The 18329-nt window shown below is 55.0% G+C and carries 12 protein-coding genes and 2 pseudogenes; 5 read left to right on the top strand and 9 right to left on the bottom strand.

Annotation, left to right across the window (positions count from 1 at the left end):
* Positions 1 to 575: DDE-type integrase/transposase/recombinase (locus ABF979_RS12825; protein WP_415560249.1), on the top strand; the 575-nt coding region annotated here is incomplete at its 5' end.
* A gap of 159 nt (positions 576 to 734) precedes the next feature.
* Here ABF979_RS12825 and ABF979_RS12820 read toward each other — a convergent pair.
* The 5 genes and pseudogenes from ABF979_RS12820 to ABF979_RS12800 all read right to left on the bottom strand — a co-directional run.
* Positions 735 to 890, bottom strand: a pseudogene (locus tag ABF979_RS12820) (transposase); the annotation flags it as partial.
* 257 nt (positions 891 to 1147) lie between these two features.
* Positions 1148 to 2731 (bottom strand): dipeptide ABC transporter ATP-binding protein, encoded by a 1584-nt coding sequence (locus tag ABF979_RS12815; RefSeq protein WP_415518861.1) that lies wholly within the window; start codon positions 2729 to 2731, stop codon positions 1148 to 1150.
* Positions 2728 to 3543, bottom strand: coding sequence for an ABC transporter permease (locus ABF979_RS12810; protein WP_415536558.1), 816 nt, complete (start codon positions 3541 to 3543; stop codon positions 2728 to 2730). Before ABF979_RS12810 ends, ABF979_RS12815 begins: the two co-directional genes overlap by 4 nt.
* Entirely contained in the window at positions 3540 to 4544 is a 1005-nt protein-coding gene (locus tag ABF979_RS12805) for an ABC transporter permease (protein ID WP_415536556.1), read from the bottom strand. The genes ABF979_RS12810 and ABF979_RS12805 overlap by 4 nt, the downstream gene beginning before the upstream one ends.
* Entirely contained in the window at positions 4541 to 6169 is a 1629-nt protein-coding gene (locus ABF979_RS12800) for a TIGR04028 family ABC transporter substrate-binding protein (protein WP_415536554.1), read from the bottom strand. Before ABF979_RS12800 ends, ABF979_RS12805 begins: the two co-directional genes overlap by 4 nt.
* 345 nt (positions 6170 to 6514) lie before the next feature.
* On the opposite strand from ABF979_RS12800, the gene ABF979_RS12795 reads away from it, so the two are divergent.
* The 4 genes from ABF979_RS12795 (at position 6515) to ABF979_RS12780 (ending at position 11554) form a co-directional block, all read left to right on the top strand.
* Entirely contained in the window at positions 6515 to 9166 is a 2652-nt protein-coding gene (locus tag ABF979_RS12795; protein ID WP_415560247.1) for a TonB-dependent receptor plug domain-containing protein, read from the top strand.
* A gap of 35 nt (positions 9167 to 9201) precedes the next feature.
* Positions 9202 to 9852, top strand: coding sequence for a CMD domain protein (locus ABF979_RS12790; protein ID WP_415518870.1), 651 nt, complete (start codon positions 9202 to 9204; stop codon positions 9850 to 9852).
* Positions 9849 to 10472, top strand: a complete 624-nt coding sequence (locus ABF979_RS12785) for an alkylhydroperoxidase domain protein (RefSeq protein ID WP_415536550.1) — start codon at positions 9849 to 9851, stop codon at positions 10470 to 10472. Before ABF979_RS12790 ends, ABF979_RS12785 begins: the two co-directional genes overlap by 4 nt.
* A gap of 80 nt (positions 10473 to 10552) precedes the next feature.
* Positions 10553 to 11554 (top strand): putative FMN-dependent luciferase-like monooxygenase, encoded by a 1002-nt coding sequence (locus tag ABF979_RS12780; protein ID WP_415554200.1) that lies wholly within the window; start codon positions 10553 to 10555, stop codon positions 11552 to 11554.
* Between the two features lie 83 nt (positions 11555 to 11637).
* Here the strand turns inward: ABF979_RS12780 and ABF979_RS12775 are convergent, their stop codons facing one another.
* The 4 genes and pseudogenes from ABF979_RS12775 to ABF979_RS12760 form a co-directional block, all read right to left on the bottom strand.
* On the bottom strand, positions 11638 to 12093 hold the full coding sequence (locus ABF979_RS12775; protein ID WP_415518876.1) for a transposase: 456 nt from the start codon (positions 12091 to 12093) through the stop codon (positions 11638 to 11640).
* A gap of 186 nt (positions 12094 to 12279) precedes the next feature.
* A pseudogene (locus ABF979_RS12770) lies at positions 12280 to 12576 on the bottom strand (integrase core domain-containing protein); the annotation flags it as partial.
* A 112-nt stretch (positions 12577 to 12688) separates the two neighbouring features.
* Positions 12689 to 13909: a glycosyltransferase family 2 protein gene (locus tag ABF979_RS12765; RefSeq protein ID WP_415560245.1), complete on the bottom strand. Its 1221-nt coding sequence runs from the start codon at positions 13907 to 13909 to the stop codon at positions 12689 to 12691.
* Between the two features lie 695 nt (positions 13910 to 14604).
* Positions 14605 to 18072 carry a glycosyltransferase gene (locus ABF979_RS12760; RefSeq protein ID WP_415536545.1) on the bottom strand — a complete coding sequence of 1156 codons (3468 nt, stop codon included), beginning with the start codon at positions 18070 to 18072 and terminating at the stop codon, positions 14605 to 14607.
* Positions 18073 to 18329: the final 257 nt, after the last annotated feature.

Raw genomic sequence — 18329 nt, 5'->3', positions numbered from 1 at the left:
GCTACCCGATCGGGTTCTTTCATCTCGACATAGCGGAAGTCCAGACCGCTGAAGGTAAGCTGTACCTCTTCGTTGCCATCGACCGGACAAGCAAATTCGCTGTCACACAACTGGTCGGGAAAGCCGATCGGAAGACCGCCTGGGAATTCCTCGAATATCTCCTGAGCATCATCCCTTACCGGATCCACACCATCCTGACCGACAATGGGATCCAGTTCGCTGACCAACCCCGTAATCGCAATACGGCCTGGTCGCGTCCCATGCGCTTCGACATGATCTGCGAAGCTCACGGGATCGAACATCGTCTGACGAAACCCAATCATCCCTGGACGAACGGTCAGGTTGAGCGGATGAACCGGACAATCAAGGAGGCAACCGTCAAACGCTTCCATTACGACAGTCATGAGCAGTTGAGGACACACCTCAACGACTTCATGGCAGCCTATAATTTCGGGCGAAGGCTCAAGACCCTCAGTGGCCTCACACCTTACGAATATGTCTGCAAAATATGGACTTCAGAGCCAGAAAGATTCATCCTCAATCCAACCCATCAAACCACGGGACTAAACACCTAGAGTACGTCCCTGATTGTCGCACCGGGCGTGCGATTTTGCTCCTAAAGCCGCCATGTAAACGACTAAAAGTTTCCGCATGAGCGACCTTTTGCCCCGCTTGCCTGCGAATGGGCACGGACTACGGGACTGTCGAGCATACATCGGTCAGCCTCAGCTCTACTAGGGTTTGCAACAGGCATCCCACACGCCCTGTTCGGCCCGACGGCGAAGCCGGACATAAACGGAGTTCCACTTGCCATAGCGTCCAAGCAGGTCCCGCCGAGGATAGCCTGTGCCCAGAACATGTAGCATGCCATTGAGAAACAGGCGATTGTCTCCGGATGGTCGAGCTCAACGTTCGCGCTCAGGCGGCAGAAGCGGAGCAATCATCGACCATTCATGATCTGTCAGATCGCCTTGTGCCATACCTATTCTCCCTGCTCCTCATCCCACAGGCAGGAAGTGAATTAGATCTTAGGTAGATCGTATAGACCTTTTGTCAACGTGACCTGAGCGCTTGGTAAGTATAAATTTATAAAAGCGATTTCGGTTAAGGGGTTAGTAAAATTATTATGTCTTCAATAGACGATATTTTATTTCCATATCCTTTTTCCTGGAATGGCTTGTAGCAACATTTTCGTGTAGGGGGAGGCAGGTTCCCTGATAATCTGTTCCACATCACCGTATTCCTGCTGTTTCCCATGCCGGATAACGGAAAGCGTATCGGCAATCAGCCTGACAACGGCCAGATCGTGAGAGACGAAAACGAATGTCAGCCCGAGTTCTTTCTGCAATTCGGAGAGAAGATCCAGAATCCGGGCCTGCACGGTAACGTCGAGGGCGGAGACAAACTCATCCAGAACGAGAATGTCAGGCTTAGCCGCCAGTGCCCGGGCCAAAGCAACGCGCTGGCATTGGCCGCCGGATATTTCTGAAGAATAACGATCCAGAAGAGCCTCTGGCAGACGCACGCTTTCCAGTAGCTCATGCAGGCGTGCATTGCGCCAGACTTTGCCCTCAGAAAAATGATTGCGTAGGGGTTCTTCAATAATCTGGCGGATTGTCAGCCGTGGATCCAGAGAACTCCAAGGGTTCTGATAGACGAGTTGCATGCTCCGAAGACGCTGGCGGCGTTCTGTGGAGGTCTCGGAGAAAATATCTTTACCGTTGATGTGAACTGAGCCGGATTGCGGGGGGATGAGACCCATCAGGCACCGCAAAAGAGTCGTCTTCCCGGACCCTGACTCGCCAATGATGCCGTGCGTTGTTCCGCGCTGAACGCTGAAGGAAAGGCGGTCGATAGCGGTTCGTGATCCATGTGCGACGGTCAGGTCCTGAACCTGAATGACGGGCCGCGCATCTGAAACCGGGCGTTCGGGTGTTGCGGGACGCGCGTGAAAAGCGGGCGAGTCAGCCAGCAGCTTTCTGGTGTAGGGCGACTGCGGATTTTCAAACAGAGTGCGGCTCGTGTTCCGCTCTACAATCTGACCGTGCTGCATGACGATCATGTCGTGCGCGCGATCCCGTGCGACGGCAAGATCATGCGTGATCATGAGCACGGAAGAGCCGCTTTCTTCCCGCAGGCGGTCAAGCAGGTCGAGAATCTGACTCTGAATGGTGACGTCCAGGGCGCTGGTTGGCTCGTCAGCAATGATGAGCGGCGCGGCGAGGGCAACGGCAATGGCAATGAGAACGCGTTGTTTCATGCCCCCGGAAAGTTCATGCGGGAACTGTGAAAAACGGCGTTCGGGTTCGGAAAAACCAACATGCTCCAGCAGGTGCAGAACGTGCCCGCGTCTTTCCGCCCGGCTCTGGGGGGTATGAAGGCGCAGAACTTCCTCAATCTGTTTTCCAACCGGAAGGCACGGATCGAGAGAATTCGAGGGGTCCTGTGGGATAAAGCCGATCTGGCGACCGCGAATGGCATTCAGGCTGCGTGGTGTCGCGTCTGGAAGGGAGATCCCATTCAGGGTGATGGTGCCGTGCGTAAGACGCGCATTGGAAGGCAGCAGCCGGATGATCGCTTTGGCAACGGTCGATTTTCCAGACCCGGATTCCCCGATCAGGGCCATCGTCCGGCCGGGAAACGTCTGGAAGGAAATGTTTTCCACTGCCGGCTTCCCATCATAGGAAATGCCAAGGCGGCTGACATCAAGGACCGGGGACTGCGTGTTCATGGCTGACCCTCCCCTGGGCGCGTGATGGCGTGGCTCAGGCGGTTTGTGGCGAGTGCAACCGTCAGCAGGGCCAGACCGGGAAAGGTGGTCATCCACCAGGCCGTCGCCAGATAGTCGCGCCCTTCCGCAATCATCAGGCCCCATTCGGGTGTGGGAGGGGGCGCGCCATAGCCGAGGAAGCCAAGGGTGGCGAGTGAGAGGATCGCCGTGCTGTAGCGCAGGACCGCCAGCCCCAGAACCGGTCGGAAGGCATTGGGAAGGATGTGCCACCAGATCATGCCGCCAAAGCCCGTCCCAGACAGGCGTGCGGCCTCGATATAGGGCATGGCGCGAAGACTGCGGACCAGATTGCGGATGATCCGTGCAAAGCCTGCCGTCTGGCTGATGCCCACGGCTATGGCAGCATGAACGGGGCCAAAGCCTGTCAGGATCACGACGGTCAGAGCCAGCAGCAGTTCCGGAATGGAAAGAAGCACGTCGATAAGGCCGGACAGAGCCTTATCCACAACCGGCGCTGACAGGGCTGCCAGGCCGCCGATGAAAGACCCGAGAATCACGGCCGTGAGGGTGGCAAGGAACGCCGCGGGCAGCGTTTCGCGTGCGCCATAGACGATACGTGCCAGAACGTCGCGGCCAAGCTGATCCGTTCCAAACCAGTGGGCCCAGCCGGGTGCCAGGAGATGGTCTTTTGCAATGCCTGTCGTGGGATCGTTGCTGGTCAGGGCGGACGGCCAGAGGATGGCCAGCGCAAAAATGGCAAGAACCCCCACGGACAGGATGCTTTCCGGACGGAAGAGGGAGAGGCGCTTCATGATCCGGATTTTTCCTTCCATTCCGCCGTGGAGGAACGCAGGGTCGGATTGATCAGGGGGATCAGGAGGTCAACCGCCAGATTGGTTGCCACGAAACCCGTGGCGCCGATCATGACAATGGCCTGCAAAACCGCAACATCCTGTCCGGAGACGGCATCACGGGTGAGACGGCCCAACCCGTTCAGGCCGAAGATGGTTTCGGTCACGATGGCCCCGGCAATCAGTTCTCCGAAAGAAAGGCCGGCCATCGTCAGGGATGGCGTGACGGAATTGGGCAGCACATGCCTGAAGAAGACGGATGCCTGACTGGCCCCCTTGGTCCGGATGGCCATGACGAAAGGCAGTCTTTCGGTTTCCTCGATCTGCTGGAGCAGGAGCTTGGCCTGTGGCGCGGCGATCGGCAGGCTGACCGCAAGAGCGGGAAGAATAACGCCCTCCCAGGGACCTACGCCCACCACAGGCAAAAGATGGAGTTTGAAGGACAGCACCTGGATAATGAATATCCCCGACCAGTAGAGCGGAATGGCGCTCCAGAATCCGGGAAGGGCATGGAAAGCCTGACGCAGTGCGCGCAGAGGAAGAAGACTGGCGCCTGTGGCGATGAGGAGCGTCCAGACAAGCGAAAGGATGAACCCCACAACGGCCAGCCTTAAGGTGACAGGCAATGCGGCGGCGATCAGGGGCCGGACGGGTACGCCGAGCTGGACGGAATATCCGAAATCTCCGTGAAGCATCTGTCGGAGCGTGTGGAAATACTGGAGTACGGGGCTCGAAGATCCGCTGTAGAGAACGCGCATGGCGTCGATCTGTTCGGGCGAGAGGCCAAGCTCGGGATCCATGAACCGGACCATGACGGCATCGCCGGGCATCATCTGCAACAGGAAGAACGTCACCGTGAAAGCCCCCCAGAGGATCAGGAGCGCACGGAGGCTCTGGATGCCGGCATTGCGGCCGAGGTGGCGGAGCAGCGAGAATGATCCGCCGGTTCGGGAGCTGCTCATGGGCGGTTCAGTTCCATATTCTGAAAGACAGGCCGTCCAACGGCCTCGAACCCAAGGCCCGTCAGGTTTGGCGCGGTGGCATAGACCTGCGGTTCTTCGAAAAGCGGGATGTCGTAGGCATTGTCGATCAGGTATTTCTGTACTGCAACGACCTGTTTGAGACGTTCGGCACGATCGGTTTGGGAGGCAATATCAAGCAGCATGGCGTTCAGGGGCGGGTCCTGAAAATGCTGCACCTTTTTGCTTTGCCCATCCTTTTGCAGAAGGGCGTCGCGGTTTCTCGGGAAGAACTCGCTTTTCAGCACATCGGGGTCTGCCCGGCCGACTTCCGAAACCGTCAGAGGGGTTCTCTGCGGATCAAGATTGTCGAGCAGTACACCTGCCGCCGAGCCGGACATGATATCGAGTTCGACACCCAGCTTTCGCCATTGCTGCGCCACAAGCTCAAGCATGGTCTTGTTCTGCGGGTGAGGAAGGGAGATGTGGATTCCCAGACGCAGCGGATGGCCATCTTTGTAGCGCAGGCCGTCTTCGCCGCGCTTCCATCCTGCACTGTCGAGCAGTTGTGCGGCACGGGCCGGGTCAAATGTCAGCTTCTCGGAAAGATCGATAAACCCGGCGGCTTTTGATGAAATGACGGAACGTGCCAGAGGGTAGTTCTCTGAATAGAGAACATTGACGATTTCCTGCCGGTCCGTTCCGTGCAAAAGGGCTTCCCGAACGCGGATATCCGCCACAAGCGGATTCTCCGGACGAAAGGCGAGGCCTGTGTTGACGCCACGGGTCGAGGGCGCATGGAGGCTGTATCCGGCGTGCCTGATCTGCTCTTCATCATATGCTTCGACCTGACGGATGATATCTGCCTGACCCGCCAGAAGAGCACCAACCCGGATGCTGTCTTCAGGCACGACCAGAATTTTGATCTGGTCCAGTCTGGCGCGTGCGGGGCGATCTTCCGGGCCCCAGCTGTAGTCCTTGCGGGCCGTAAGATCGACTTCCTTGCCCGGAATATCCGCCGAGACGACGAAGGGGCCGGAGCCGATGACGTTGGATGCAATGCCGAGTTCATCAAAAGAGCGGTGAAGGGTACCGGGTGAGACGATCCCCGATCCCAGAACGGACGTGGCCTGCAGAAAGCCGGGGGCGGGGTGGGTGAAGTAAAATTTTACGGTAAGAGGGCCGAGAACCTCCGCATGATCGAAATTGCTGATTGCTTCCGAAACCGGGAAATGCAGCGCGGTGTTGCCTTTGCCGTAGGTCTGGTAATTCAGAGCCACGGCACGCGCATCAAGCGGCGATCCATCCGAGAACGTGACATCGGGACGGATTTGGAACGTGTATTCCGTATCGTCCTCATTCATGGACCAGTCGGTTGCCAGCCAGGGCCTGATTTGCAGCGTCTGGGGATCCTGCCAGGTCAGACGATCGGTAATCTGGCTGAGAATTCCACCATTGGGATAAAATCCTCCGGCTGGAGGATAAAGATTCGTGTGTTCCTGCGGCTCCAGATACGTGATGGTTCTGCTTCGGGAATGACCCTCCGCGCCGGGCATGGAGAACGCGCAGGCGAGCAGGAGCAGGCCTGTAGGGAAAAGCCGGAAAGGAATGGCAGCAGGAACCGGCATTTTCACCTTCGAAATGGTGTGGTCACAGGTTGGGGAAGGGTATTTAATTAACGAAGAAGATTCGTGTTAGCTTCTAATAGGCTATCTTGAAATGATGATTGTGAATAGGGGCCGGCAAGGACATCAGGAAAATTTTCGGTCTGTTTCACCTGAAATCTGCCTGGATTTTTCCCGCTTTCTCCGGGAAAACGTGGGTTTTGTTGGGAATTTAAAAAGACTAAAACAAATAGTTCAACTAATTTAATACCTTGCGGTAATGTTTTTTATGTACCAAAGAATTTCTAGAAACTTTTTGGTTTGGTGATTCGTCGCTGACATAACATCGTGTTTGGTAGTGAAATAGATATGCTGTACAGACGGAGCTATGATCGCCTGCAGTACGCAGGCATGCGTCCTGTGACGTTTGCTACCACCCTGCTTCTGTCCCTCGGTGTGGCGCCTGTGGCTATCGCGTCCGATGTGACAAAGCATTCTGATGATGCACAATCAGTGCGCAGAAGTCACAAGGAAACCCGCAAGACGGCTGAAGTGGCGCAGGCCCGGCCCGAAAGCCGCGTCTCCGTGCCCCAGACGCGTTCTGGAACGGTCCTTCCTCCTGCTCGCGCGAAAGACGTGGAAGATCATGGCTCTGCGGAAGAGGTTCTGGCCAAAGGAAGCCGCGAGAATGTTGCATCTGCGTTCCGGGTCTCTACACCCACAAAAAGCACGGTGCGTGTTGCGACCGTTACGGGGGCGCAGCTTCTCCAGACCGGCCAGACCAATGTCATCGCAGCCCTGCAACAGACCTCTCCGGAGCTGAACGCGCCCCCCGGCGGCGGCGGCGGCGCGTATTCCACGACCCCGACCCAGACTGTCATCCTCCGGAACCTAAACGCTGATGAAACGCTCGTTCTGGTCAATGGCGTGCGGCGCCATACCAGCGCGCTTGGCAATTGGGGAGATGGTCCCGCCAAGGGAACCCAGCCGGCCGATCTGAGCCTGATCCCTCTGAGTGCAATCGATCATATCGAAATTGTTACGGAAGGTGCGACGGCGCTTTACGGGCAGGATGCGATCGGGGGCGCCATTAATATTGTGCTTAAGTCGGGTGCCAGAAATGGTGGCACCGTCAATCTCATGAACAGCGGATTTTACGCCAGGGATGGCCAAGCCTTTGAGGGCTATGGTGACATTGAACACAAGATCGGAAATCAGGGTGGGGGCATCGATGTTGCCTGGCAGGTTTTAAACCAGCTCCCCAGCCATCGTGATGCCCTGAATACGGCCAACCTCTATTCCCTGCCGCAGGACGCGGACATGAAAAACCGCGTCGGGCAGGACGTTAACCGTGTTGAAGGCGTCAGCAAGTCCCTTGCGGAAGTGTTCAGCTTCAACGGGCATATCCCGATTACGGATCGGGTAGAGGGCTATGCGACCGGCACGCTGGCGCATCGCTCGACGGATCGGGTCGGGTTTTTCCGTGGGCCCGCCAACAACAATACGACGCGCGCGCTTTATCCGAACGGATATTCGCCAATCGAAGTGTTTGATGAGCTTGATTTTCAGGTCAATGGCGGCCTCCGTGGCGTTCTTCACGATGGGCTGGCCTGGAATACCTATGCGTCCTTTGGTCGTGAACGGGTGAACGAAGACGTTGAAAATGATGAGAATCCGACTTTTGGTGTGGATAGCCAGACGAGCTTCCATCAGGGCCAGCTGATTTCATCCGAGCTGATTGGCGGCGCGAAGTTTTCGAAAAAATTCGATGTTCCGCATCTCGCCAAACCTGCGGAACTGAATTTTGGCCTTGAATATCGGCATGATACCTATCAGATCGGCCAGGGTGATTATCAGTCCTGGGCGACCGGGCCTGTGCTTGCCGGGCAGACGGGTGTTCAGCCAAGCTCCGGTGCGGCCGGCTATGCCGGGTTCGAGCCGCAGAATGCAGGCAACTGGTCGCGGGACATTTTTGACGGTCATGTCGGGCTGGACCTGTTCCTGACGAAAAAATGGGAAATGACGATCGGGGGGCGCGCTGTCAGCTATTCTGACAAGGGGGCAGCTCCGACCGGCTCCATCGGAATGCGGTATAATTTCACCAAACGCTTTGCGCTGCGTGCGAGCGTCAACACGGGGTACCGCGCGCCGACTCTGGGGGCCGTTCATTACAATGCAACGTCTACCGGACCCGGGCAGGTAACGGAAAATCTGTCGTCATTCGATCCGGTTGCCAAGCTGCTGGGTGCCACGGGCGTTAAAGGCGAGACGTCCCGCAGTTACGACATCGGGTTTGACTGGTCTCCCATTGATGCGCTGCATCTGACGCTGGACGGGTATCGTATTGATATCAACGATCGGATCGAGAGCACCACGGAGTTTTCCGGCACCCAGATGAACCAGTTTCTGTACGAGCAGGGCATCAGCAGCAGCCCGACGGACAGGATATTCGTCAATTACATGACCAATATTGGCAATACGACCACCAACGGCTTTACGGCCAAGCTGAGCTACCAGTTTCCGCTTGCACCGCGCTGGGGCGTGCTGATCGGAAGCGTGCAGGCCAATGTGGCCGATACGGAAGTCACCCATTATGCTGCTACACCCGAGGTTCTCCAGCAGTTGGGGCAGACGTATTACGACAGCCTTTCGCGCAATAACCTCCTGCGGGCCTCTCCCAAGAACAAGGAGTCCTTTGCACTGAACTGGTCCAGGGGGCCGTACAGTGTGTATGTGCAGGAACAGCGTTACGCCGGGGTAGAGTGGATCAATTACAGCGGCGATCCGTCTTCGACTTGGACGCATATCCGCCCGCAGGTTCAGACCAATCTTGCACTCAGTGCGCGGGTTGGACACGGATTTACCCTGAGCGCAGGGGCCAATAATCTGTTCAACAAGTATCCGACCCGCGTGAAGGAGAGCACAATCTCTGAAACGCAGGGCACCATCAAGTATCCGACGACTGCTCCTGGTGGGTATGAGGGCGGATATTACTATGCGAAAATTGGGTACGTCTTTTGAGCGCCCTCACCAGTCACTCCTTTTGGGATGAGCCAATGACAACAGAATTTTCCTTTGAAGCAGACCCGCCTCAGGACCTGATCGATCATGTCGTTGGGATTGAGGAAGGATCGTGGCTCGACATCTTGAGGCGTAACCGTAGTGTTCTGCGTGACAATGCACAGGAAAGCGCCGCACTTCTTCTTAATCCGAAACGGGAGGACGGATTTTCCAGAACGGAACGTCTGGCGGTCGCGTCGTTTGTCGCCGGGTTGCATGGGGAACAGGAAATCTATCGCCTGTATCTGGCCCTTCTGAAGCGAAGCAGGGACGGCGATGCTCTTGCTGCCACCATCACGCATCTTGTGCGGGACGGCAGGACCATAGGGCCCTATGGCGCTTACCCGCAGGGGCCGCTGTCGAAGGAAGATCTCAATGGTCTTGTGTTCGATGTCCCCGCTGCGGAGATCGGAACGCGGCTGTCTGCTGCGCTGAGGCATGCGCATCTTCTTGTGTATCATCCGCGCGATGCGTCGGCCGGTGCGCTTGAGGCGTTGCAGGGAGCAGGATGGAGCGAAACGGCCATCGTGACGCTTTCCCAGCTCGTTTCGTTCCTGACCTTTCAGGTCCGGATCATTCATGGCCTGACAGTTCTGCTTCACGCCGGTCCCGCCGTGGGCCAGGCTCTTCCGGAGAGCACATCATGAGCGTCACCCAACAGAGTTCCTCACGCCCGGATCATCGGGAGCCCACTCTTTTCACGGCCGCTGTTCTGGACTGGCATCCCTGGCTTTCACCGCTGGAGGAAAGCGAGCTGACGGAGGAGCATTACGAAGGGCTGGTGGATCGGGCCCGCGCCAAGTCGCCGTATTTTATGCTGCTCGCCCGGGATCCGCGGGTTCTCGGCGCGCGAACCCGCAGCGACAAGGATATTTTTTACAACACTGTCGGTGGACTGGCGCGCAAGGAACGCGAACTCGCGGCAGCGGCTGTTTCGCGTTTCAATGGATGCATCTACTGCGCGTCTGTTCACGCCCGTTTCAGCGAACGGCAGGGTGGTTCACCCGAGGCGCTGGCCGTACTGCTTGCGACTGGAACATTGCCGGTAGAGGCGACGGAGGAGTGGCTGTTTGTCGCGGAAGTGGCCCGCCAGATCTCGCAAACACCCATTGGTTTTTCCGCCGTTCATGTTCGTGCCCTGCGTCAGGTGGGCTTTGACGATGCAGAAATTCTGGATCTGATTAACGCGTCCTCGTTTTTTAACTGGGCGAACCGGCTCATGCTGTCTTTGGGCTATCCAACCCTTCCAGTGGAAAAACAGGGATAAGGTTTTCTTCAGGGAAGAGGAAAACATTGCGGACGCATGGACGGATACTGCACCGTGCGTCCGGCCTTGGTGGAAAACTATTGAAAGCGACTTCGACCGTGTCACGAAAACAGTTCGGATTCTTCACGCGTCTTCTGGATGCGGTCCCGGCCGGCCAGCGTTATGCATTGGCCCTCGAACAGATCAAGGCGGCAGAAACCTACGGCTTCCACAGCGCCTGGGTGGCCCAGCACCATTTTCATGGCGATGAGGGGGGCTTACCGTCGCCTTTTCCTTTCCTGTCCTATGTCGCAGCAAATACATCCCGAATTCGCCTCGGCACGGGGGTTGTCACACTCGTGACGGAAGAGCCGGTGCGCACGGCCGAAGATGCCGTCGTGACCGATATTCTTTCGGGAGGACGGCTTGAAGTCGGGTTCGGCTCAGGAGGAACGCCTGCGTCCTATCTGGCATTCGGGGAGCGGTTCGAGGATCGTCATGCAACGTTCAACCGCAATCTGAACACGGTCAAATCTGCCTGGAAAGGCGGAGAACTTCCCGGCGACAACCAGCTCTGGCCGCAGGGGACGGGACTGGAAAAACGGAGCTGGCAGGCAACATTTTCGGCTTTCGGGGGGAAAAAAGCAGGCGAGGACAGTGATGGCCTGCTGCTGTCCCGCACGCAGCCGCGTTCCGCCGCACGGCCGGATGCCAGCCTGTCGGATCTGCAATTGCCGATCGTTGAAGCATATCTTGCCGCCCTGCCATCGGGACAGGCCCCTCGCATTCTTGCTTCACGCTCGGTTTTTGTCGCAGATGACCGGGAAGAAGCGCTGCAACTGGCCAGGACAGGTCTGTCGCGGCAGGTCAAAAAATTCAGGGCCGCGGGCCATACGATCGACGATACAAATATCGAGACCCTGATCCGGACCTTTGATGTCCATCTGGGAACGCCGGAAGATGTTTTGGAATCCTTGTCAAAGGACAGAACGCTCGATCACGCGACTGAAATCGCCATACAGGTTCACTCCGTCGACCCAGAACACCGCTTTATCCTTCGGTCCCTGGAGCTCTTCGCTACGAAGGTTGCGCCTGAATTATAGATTGAAGCAATCGAAAATCGATTATTGAACGCAGAGGATGTAGAAGATAAGTTATAGGATAGTAAAAAACTTATGTTAGGTGTTTAGGCCACGTTGACAAAAAATCTGATCCAAAGTCTTGCGGCTGCGAGATTGAGGAAGCTCATGAAGGACAAGGCGGTCTTGTCGTAGCGGGTCGCGATACGGCGCATCTGCTTGAGATGGTGGAGCAGCCGCTTGATGCGGTTGTGCTCCCTGTGACGCCGCCAGTCTGTTTTCTGTGGAGCACTGCGGCCTTTGCGTGATGGAATCACCGGTAGGATCTCAATGATCAGCAGACCTTGGCGGAAGCTGTCATAGCCCCGATCAGCCAGCATGGCCCTGGGGTTTGGAGCTGGAAGTGCCATCAGGGCATTTACGGCTTTATAGTCCGAGACCTGCCCGTGGGTGAGGACAAAGCCAAGAGGACGCCCCTGATTGTCGCATCGGGCGTGGATTTTGCTCGTAAAGCCGTCGTTTCGCTCACCCTCCTTAACCGCCCGTCTGTTCAATAGAACCACAGCGGACAGGCGCCACTCGCCTCATACCAGACATCGGGGGTCATTGAAGGATTTCCCAATAGCGGACACTGAATGAGGGCTATAAGCTCATGGAATGCCCGATACCAAGCACCGTACGGATCTTTCAGAGGTGGTCCCGTCTGTTCGGACAGTTTTTTGGGTTAAATAAGCTATAGCCGGTTGTTGTTATGCCGCCATTCTGACGGCACTGTTGCTGGTTCCCGGATCTGGGAACATCTGCCCGTTACGATACACCTCATCAGACCTACGTCCAACCAGCGCCGTATGCGGACGCCTTTCGTTATAATGGGCGATCCATCTGCCAAGCCCGGCCCTCAGCTCTGAGCCCGTCTCGAACGCGTGCAGGTAGACGCATTCGTATTTCAGCGACCGCCACAGACGCTCGATGAACACGTTGTCCAGCCATCGCCCGCGCCCGTCCATGCTGATGCGGATCTGACGCTCTTCCAGGAGCCCATAAAACCCGTCCTCTCTCAGGTCGGGTTATAGCTTATCGCCCTGTCCGAAAAACAGGGGCCACCTCTTTATGAATATGTCTGCAAAATCTGCACTTCCGAGCCAGACATATTCTACATCAATCCAACCCATCAAATTTTGGGACTAAATACCTAGCATAATCCAACGACCAGCGTTCATACGGTCCAAAGCCCTTAACCTGAGAATTGCGCGGTTTCCATGCGCCAAGTTCCTGACCGTAACGTTGCTGGATGAATTGTTGTGCTTTTTTGACTGTCCTACGCTGAGAAACATCCGTGTCAGGCAGGCGAGTGGAGGATTCATCGTGACGTAAACGGGCAGATGGCACAATAACAACGCGTTTCCCCGCTCGCCGAGCCCGCAGACACAAATCAATATCGTTCCAGGTCACAGGCAGAGCTTCCTCCAGCCCTCCGATCTGATTGAATAATGTGCGGCGAATTGCAAGGCAGGCTCCGGTCACTGCGGGCACGTCATACTCAACATCAACATTTTCAGAAAATGTTTCGCCTATCCCGACATGAGTTGCCTTAGGTCCGACCTCCAGGTCGACCCCAGCATGTTGTACGGTCCCATCAGCAAACAGTAGGACTGCCCCGGTTATCCCAATGTCCTGTTGCATCAGAGGGGCAATGAGATAATCAAGCCACAACGCATTGATGACGTCCACATCGTTGTTCAGAAGGACAACCACGTCTCCTTTAGAATGAGCAACACCAACATTGTTCAGATGCGACCAGTTGAACGGACCTGGAGCATTAACCACTGTAACATTCGCACGCTGCCCAGCATTAAGCAGAACTGATTTGGCATCTTCATCCGTCGTTCCATTATCGACGACGACGATTTCAACATGCGGGTAATTCGTGCGGTAGTAGATGGCCTCTAAGACGCGACGGATCAGGCCAGGCTTGTCCTTGGTGGGGATAATAATAGACACGCTAGGTTGATGGGGAGGAAGTCTCAGAAGTGCAGGTCGCACGTCACCAGAAACTTGCCGCGCTCGATGGAGCAAAATGGCAGGAAGATGGCGGATCTGTTCTGTTCTCAGGGAGCTCGACACCATCTCCACTGTAATTCTTCCTGTTGCCAGAAAATCTTGAAACAGCCGTTCAGATAAATCGCGTCGAAAGAGGATTAACCCCGTCAGAAAAGATGAATGCGTTTTGTACCGTATCCATTTTTCCTTAGTCCAAGGGTTACGATATCCAGTCCGGTCTCGAACATCCTCATCAGCATAGATAAGTTCGGCATCGGACGCAGAGGTCAAGGCTTTCCCAATTAGTGCACAAGCGTCTGGTTCAAGACGATCATCCACCTCAAGAACGGCAGTCCAACCTGTCGTTTTAATATCTCGCCCTGTCCTCGCCAGGGAAACACGATGGTCACGGGCCAAGCTGAAGAGGCAGTAAGAGCGTATGAAGCGGTCTGACGACAGGATACACAGGTGCCAGTTCGAATCTGTCTGTATTTGGAAAGATGCAAGAAGCCCACGCAGCTCTTTTTTCCAGCGAGAATGGCTCCGCTCTACCCGGACCACAAAAGAGAGAGGCGGTAGTGAAGCTACCTCCTGCTCAGTCTTACAGACATTCTGCGCTACGAGACTGCGCCAATAATGGTAGGCCCTCAGATCATTGCATCGGAGTACGCCCTGATCCAATGGCAAGCGGCGCACCTCATGGCATGTGAGAAATTGAAGAAGTGTTTCGATGGTGTCGCTTGAGCCATCAAGAGAGGGTATAGGCGGCACAGGACGAATGCCATGCTTCTTGATATTCGTGACCCAGTAATGGACGCATAGTTCGCGCGGATCAGACGAGATGCCCAGATTGTGAAATTCTTCAGATGCCAGCAGACCACTAAGAAATACGCCAGGTTTACCGCCACCAGCAAGAAACGAGACATTGCTGTCAATTCCAGCGGGATCCGCCACACGTCTCAAAATAAGGTCGTAAGCGCGGACAACCAATTCGTAACACGCAATCTTGTCGTCTTGCTGCAAGATGACAGCACTCATTCTCCGGTTCTCCCCACCTGGCTTATCTGCAGTTGCTCAGGGAATAGGGCTTCTTGGAGAGAGTGACGCATCGCTTCGAAAGAAAAATGTTTTGTTGAGAATTCTGTCTGCGCCCAAGATTGGGAAAGCCAGCGTTCGTCGTCAGCAAAAAGTTTCATGATGTCATTGGCAATGGCCTGCGCACTGTCTGAAACACAGAGAACCGTCTCCAGATCTTCAATGCCCTCAGCACCTGTGGAGGTCGTCACCAGTGGGAGGCCATAATGCAAAGCCTCAACGACCTTGCCCTTGACGCCTGCCCCGAACCTCAGCGGAACAACAGCAACACGGCTGGTCTCGTAGTAGTTTTGCAGATGGTTGTCACTGACCCAGCCTGTGACTTCAACTGATGGTCCAGCCAGCACCTTCACAGCTTCTGTCGGATGAGACCCTACGAGCAGAACACGCGCATCAGGGTATTGATGCTGAACAAGCGGCAGAATGTCTTCGACCAAGAAACGCGCTGCATCTTCATTCGGCGGATGAGCAAAGCCAGCGACAAACAGAATTGTGCGGCCTTCGACAATCTTTTCCCGACGATGGGAATAGCGATAGCAGTACGGCACAATAGAGCGGACATCAGCGTTTGGCTCTAAAGAAAGCGCGTGGTCCCGCTCTATCGTCGAAAGATAAAGGCTTCGGTCGAAGAGCCTCCACAGGCGCCGTTCCAACTGCTCCATTTCGTCGGACTGGCGGGAAAGACCCTTGTCCCCTTTGAGACGCGCTTCACGCCGCATTCTATCAAAATGCAAATCATGGCCATAGAAGCACAATTCCAAATGAGGTCGAGAGCAAAGCGCAGGCAGGAACTCGAAAGCAATACTGGGGCGGCTAACGAGAGCGATGTCGATGGAATCACCACGTTCATTGAGCCATTCATCAAAACTTCCCTGCCAACGGTTATCCACCACTTCTACGCCCATATCCTGAAGAGTCGGCGTGTAAATCGGCGAGTAGGCGCGGTTCTGTGGCCAGAACTTCACGACAAAGCCAGACTGAATAAGGCATTCGATGACGTTTGTAATGGTGCGAGATCCAGCATCCCTGTCTGGCTCTGGGACATAATGGTCTATAATCAAAATGACGCGCTTATTCCGCCCGCGGTCAACGGCACGATAGAGATCTGCCGAATTTGGATAATGCTGCTTCTCCAGCACATCTCGCCAACGGTCAGCCATGAGCTTTTGATTGATAACTTGACGGGCTTTAATACCACTCGTCAAATCGGTTCCGTGCGAAACGCCCTCATGATGGATAACGACTGAGCGTGGCGCATAGACAACCTTGAAACCAGCATTCCGCACTCGAAAAGCGAGATCAGTATCTTCGTAATAGGCTGGCGCGAAATGTCTATCGAACCCCTCCAGTATCTCGAACAGCGACCTTCTAATCATGATAGCTGCACCGGAGATATAATCGACCTCGCGGGGGTAGTTGAACTCCGGCTGCAGAGGGTCTCCGTTACGCCCCCAGTTCCAGCCAGAAGCATCACTCCAGATAACCCCCCCCGCTTCCTGTAAGGAACCATCCGGGTAGATGAGCTTGGAGCCAGTCATTCCCACACTCGAATCACGCTCAAGCAAGCTCACCAAAGCATCAAGGGAATTTTCAAGGATTTCAGTGTCGTTATTCAGGAAGAAGAGATATTCACCAACCGCCAGCTTCGCTGCGGCATTGCAAGATTCCAAAAACCCAAGATTACTCTCATGTCTGAGATGACGGATGCCAGATACAATCTCGGACAAGCGAGGCTCGTGGACATCGTAAGGATAGGCGTCATCAGCCAGGATGATTTCAAAGGGAACATCTGGCAGATTATCAACAAAAGACCTGAGGCATCGGTAAGTTACATCATCCTGTCCATAGGCAGGGATAATAACTGAAACGACAGGCCTGTGACTGGTTGGGATAGCGAATGGCGTAAAGACCACATCATCGGCTTGATGCTTAACGGGTGAGGTAGGGCTCTCACGAGGGGACAACCCGGATGTATGAGCGGCTTCCGTTTTCTGCTTAAGAGTTGCGAAATATGCTCGGCGAAGCCTCAGACGATGAGCAACTTGCCCTGTTGCAGTCCACCAAGCTCCCTTTGCGACAATCCGCGCCAAACGTACTAACCGGGGCGAGATGCCAGCCATGGTCCTGATTGGGAAGCCGACATGCCAGCTCCGACTTGGCTGAAACGCATTAATATGGCCCTTCGCCTGCTGAGCTTCCTCGGAGAGACGACGCACAAGGAGACGCCCAGATTCTATATCGGCCTGCCAGGCACGGGCATCTGCCTCACGCACGGCATTCTGATGCGCTTCGATATTCTCAAGAAATTTTTTGGTTTCCCGTAATTGCTTTTGGGAAACCAGAAGCTCTGCCTCGGTGCGCATCTGCAGTCCACGCAATGATGCAACATCGCTTTGATTTTGGCTCATCTTTTGCGTGAAAGCTGCTTCAAGGCTGCTCATCTCCTGATGGAGCTTTGCAACCTCGTTTCGTAGCTGTACAGCTTCTTCCTGATAGTGTTCCACACTCTCAGAGCAGGCGGAAGAGGTACTGTTCTGGTATTCTATTTGGGCTGCTTCTATCTCGTGCAAACGATCTAAAGCCTCACTCAATTTTTGCTCGGCTTCGATAGCGCGACGCGCCTGTGTCAGACGCTCGGTCATATCAGTGTCGAGATCTGTCCGATGAATGTAGAAGGAGTTTGGGATCTCTGGCAGAGGATTGTCAGAAGCGAATGCAATCAAATAAGGCGCATGCGATGGCTGAGACGAGACTTCAAAATAATTGGCATCGCGCTTTTCAAAAACCAGGGGCTCACAGCTTGATTGTTCTTCTGCCAAGATAATCGACCCAATCATGGGTTTCTGGATGAGAAACGCAACATGACGGAACTGCTTCTGTAACAGATCAACGAAATTACTTTTGGTCAACTCATGAACATGGAATGGATTTCTAGGTTCTCCAGCTGCTGAATAGACATCCGTATCGGGTGAACTGATGATTAAAAGCCCCTCTGAACGAAGTGACCGTTTTATCTCTCTCAGAAACCCGTCATGGTCTTCGATGTGCTCAATGGTCTCAAATGAGAGCAGCGTATCAAAGGACTGGTCCTCAACGGGGAGCTTTGTGGCATCTCCCTGAGTAAATCTCAGGTTGGGTCGAGGGAACTCGCGACTGGCATGGTTGACGGTCTCGGCATCAATATCTACGCCCTGCACAAACCGCGCAACCTGGGCAATCATTGCTGCCCCATAGCCTTCGCCCGAAGCAACATCGAGGACTACTCGGTCAGCACAGAACTGTTGTGCCATGAGGTAGCGATGATAATGCTCTACTTCAATCTGACCGGAAATATCCGATGTGTACCTCTCCCCGTTGAATACGAGGCTGTTTTTCGCCTGTTCTCGGCGGATAATCTTCGGTATCACGGAATGATTCTCGTCTAGTTTGTTTTGTAAAAAACTTTAACATATCCTCTGTCATATTTACAAAAGATCTATACTACATCGCCTGTAGCCTAGGTCACGTTGACAAAAGAGCCAATCCAGAGTTTTGCGGCGGCGATATTGAGGAAACTGTTGAAGGATAAGGCGGTCTTGTCGTAGCGGGTCGCGATGCGGCACATCTGCCTGAGCCTGTTGAACATCCGCTCGATGTGGTTGCGATCCCTGTAACGCCGCCAGTC

The organism is Gluconobacter sp., assembly GCF_047723935.1.
Taxonomy (GTDB): Bacteria; Pseudomonadota; Alphaproteobacteria; order Acetobacterales; family Acetobacteraceae; genus Gluconobacter.
Note: the sequence above shows the minus strand (reverse complement) of the source record. Positions and strands in the feature narration are given on the sequence as shown.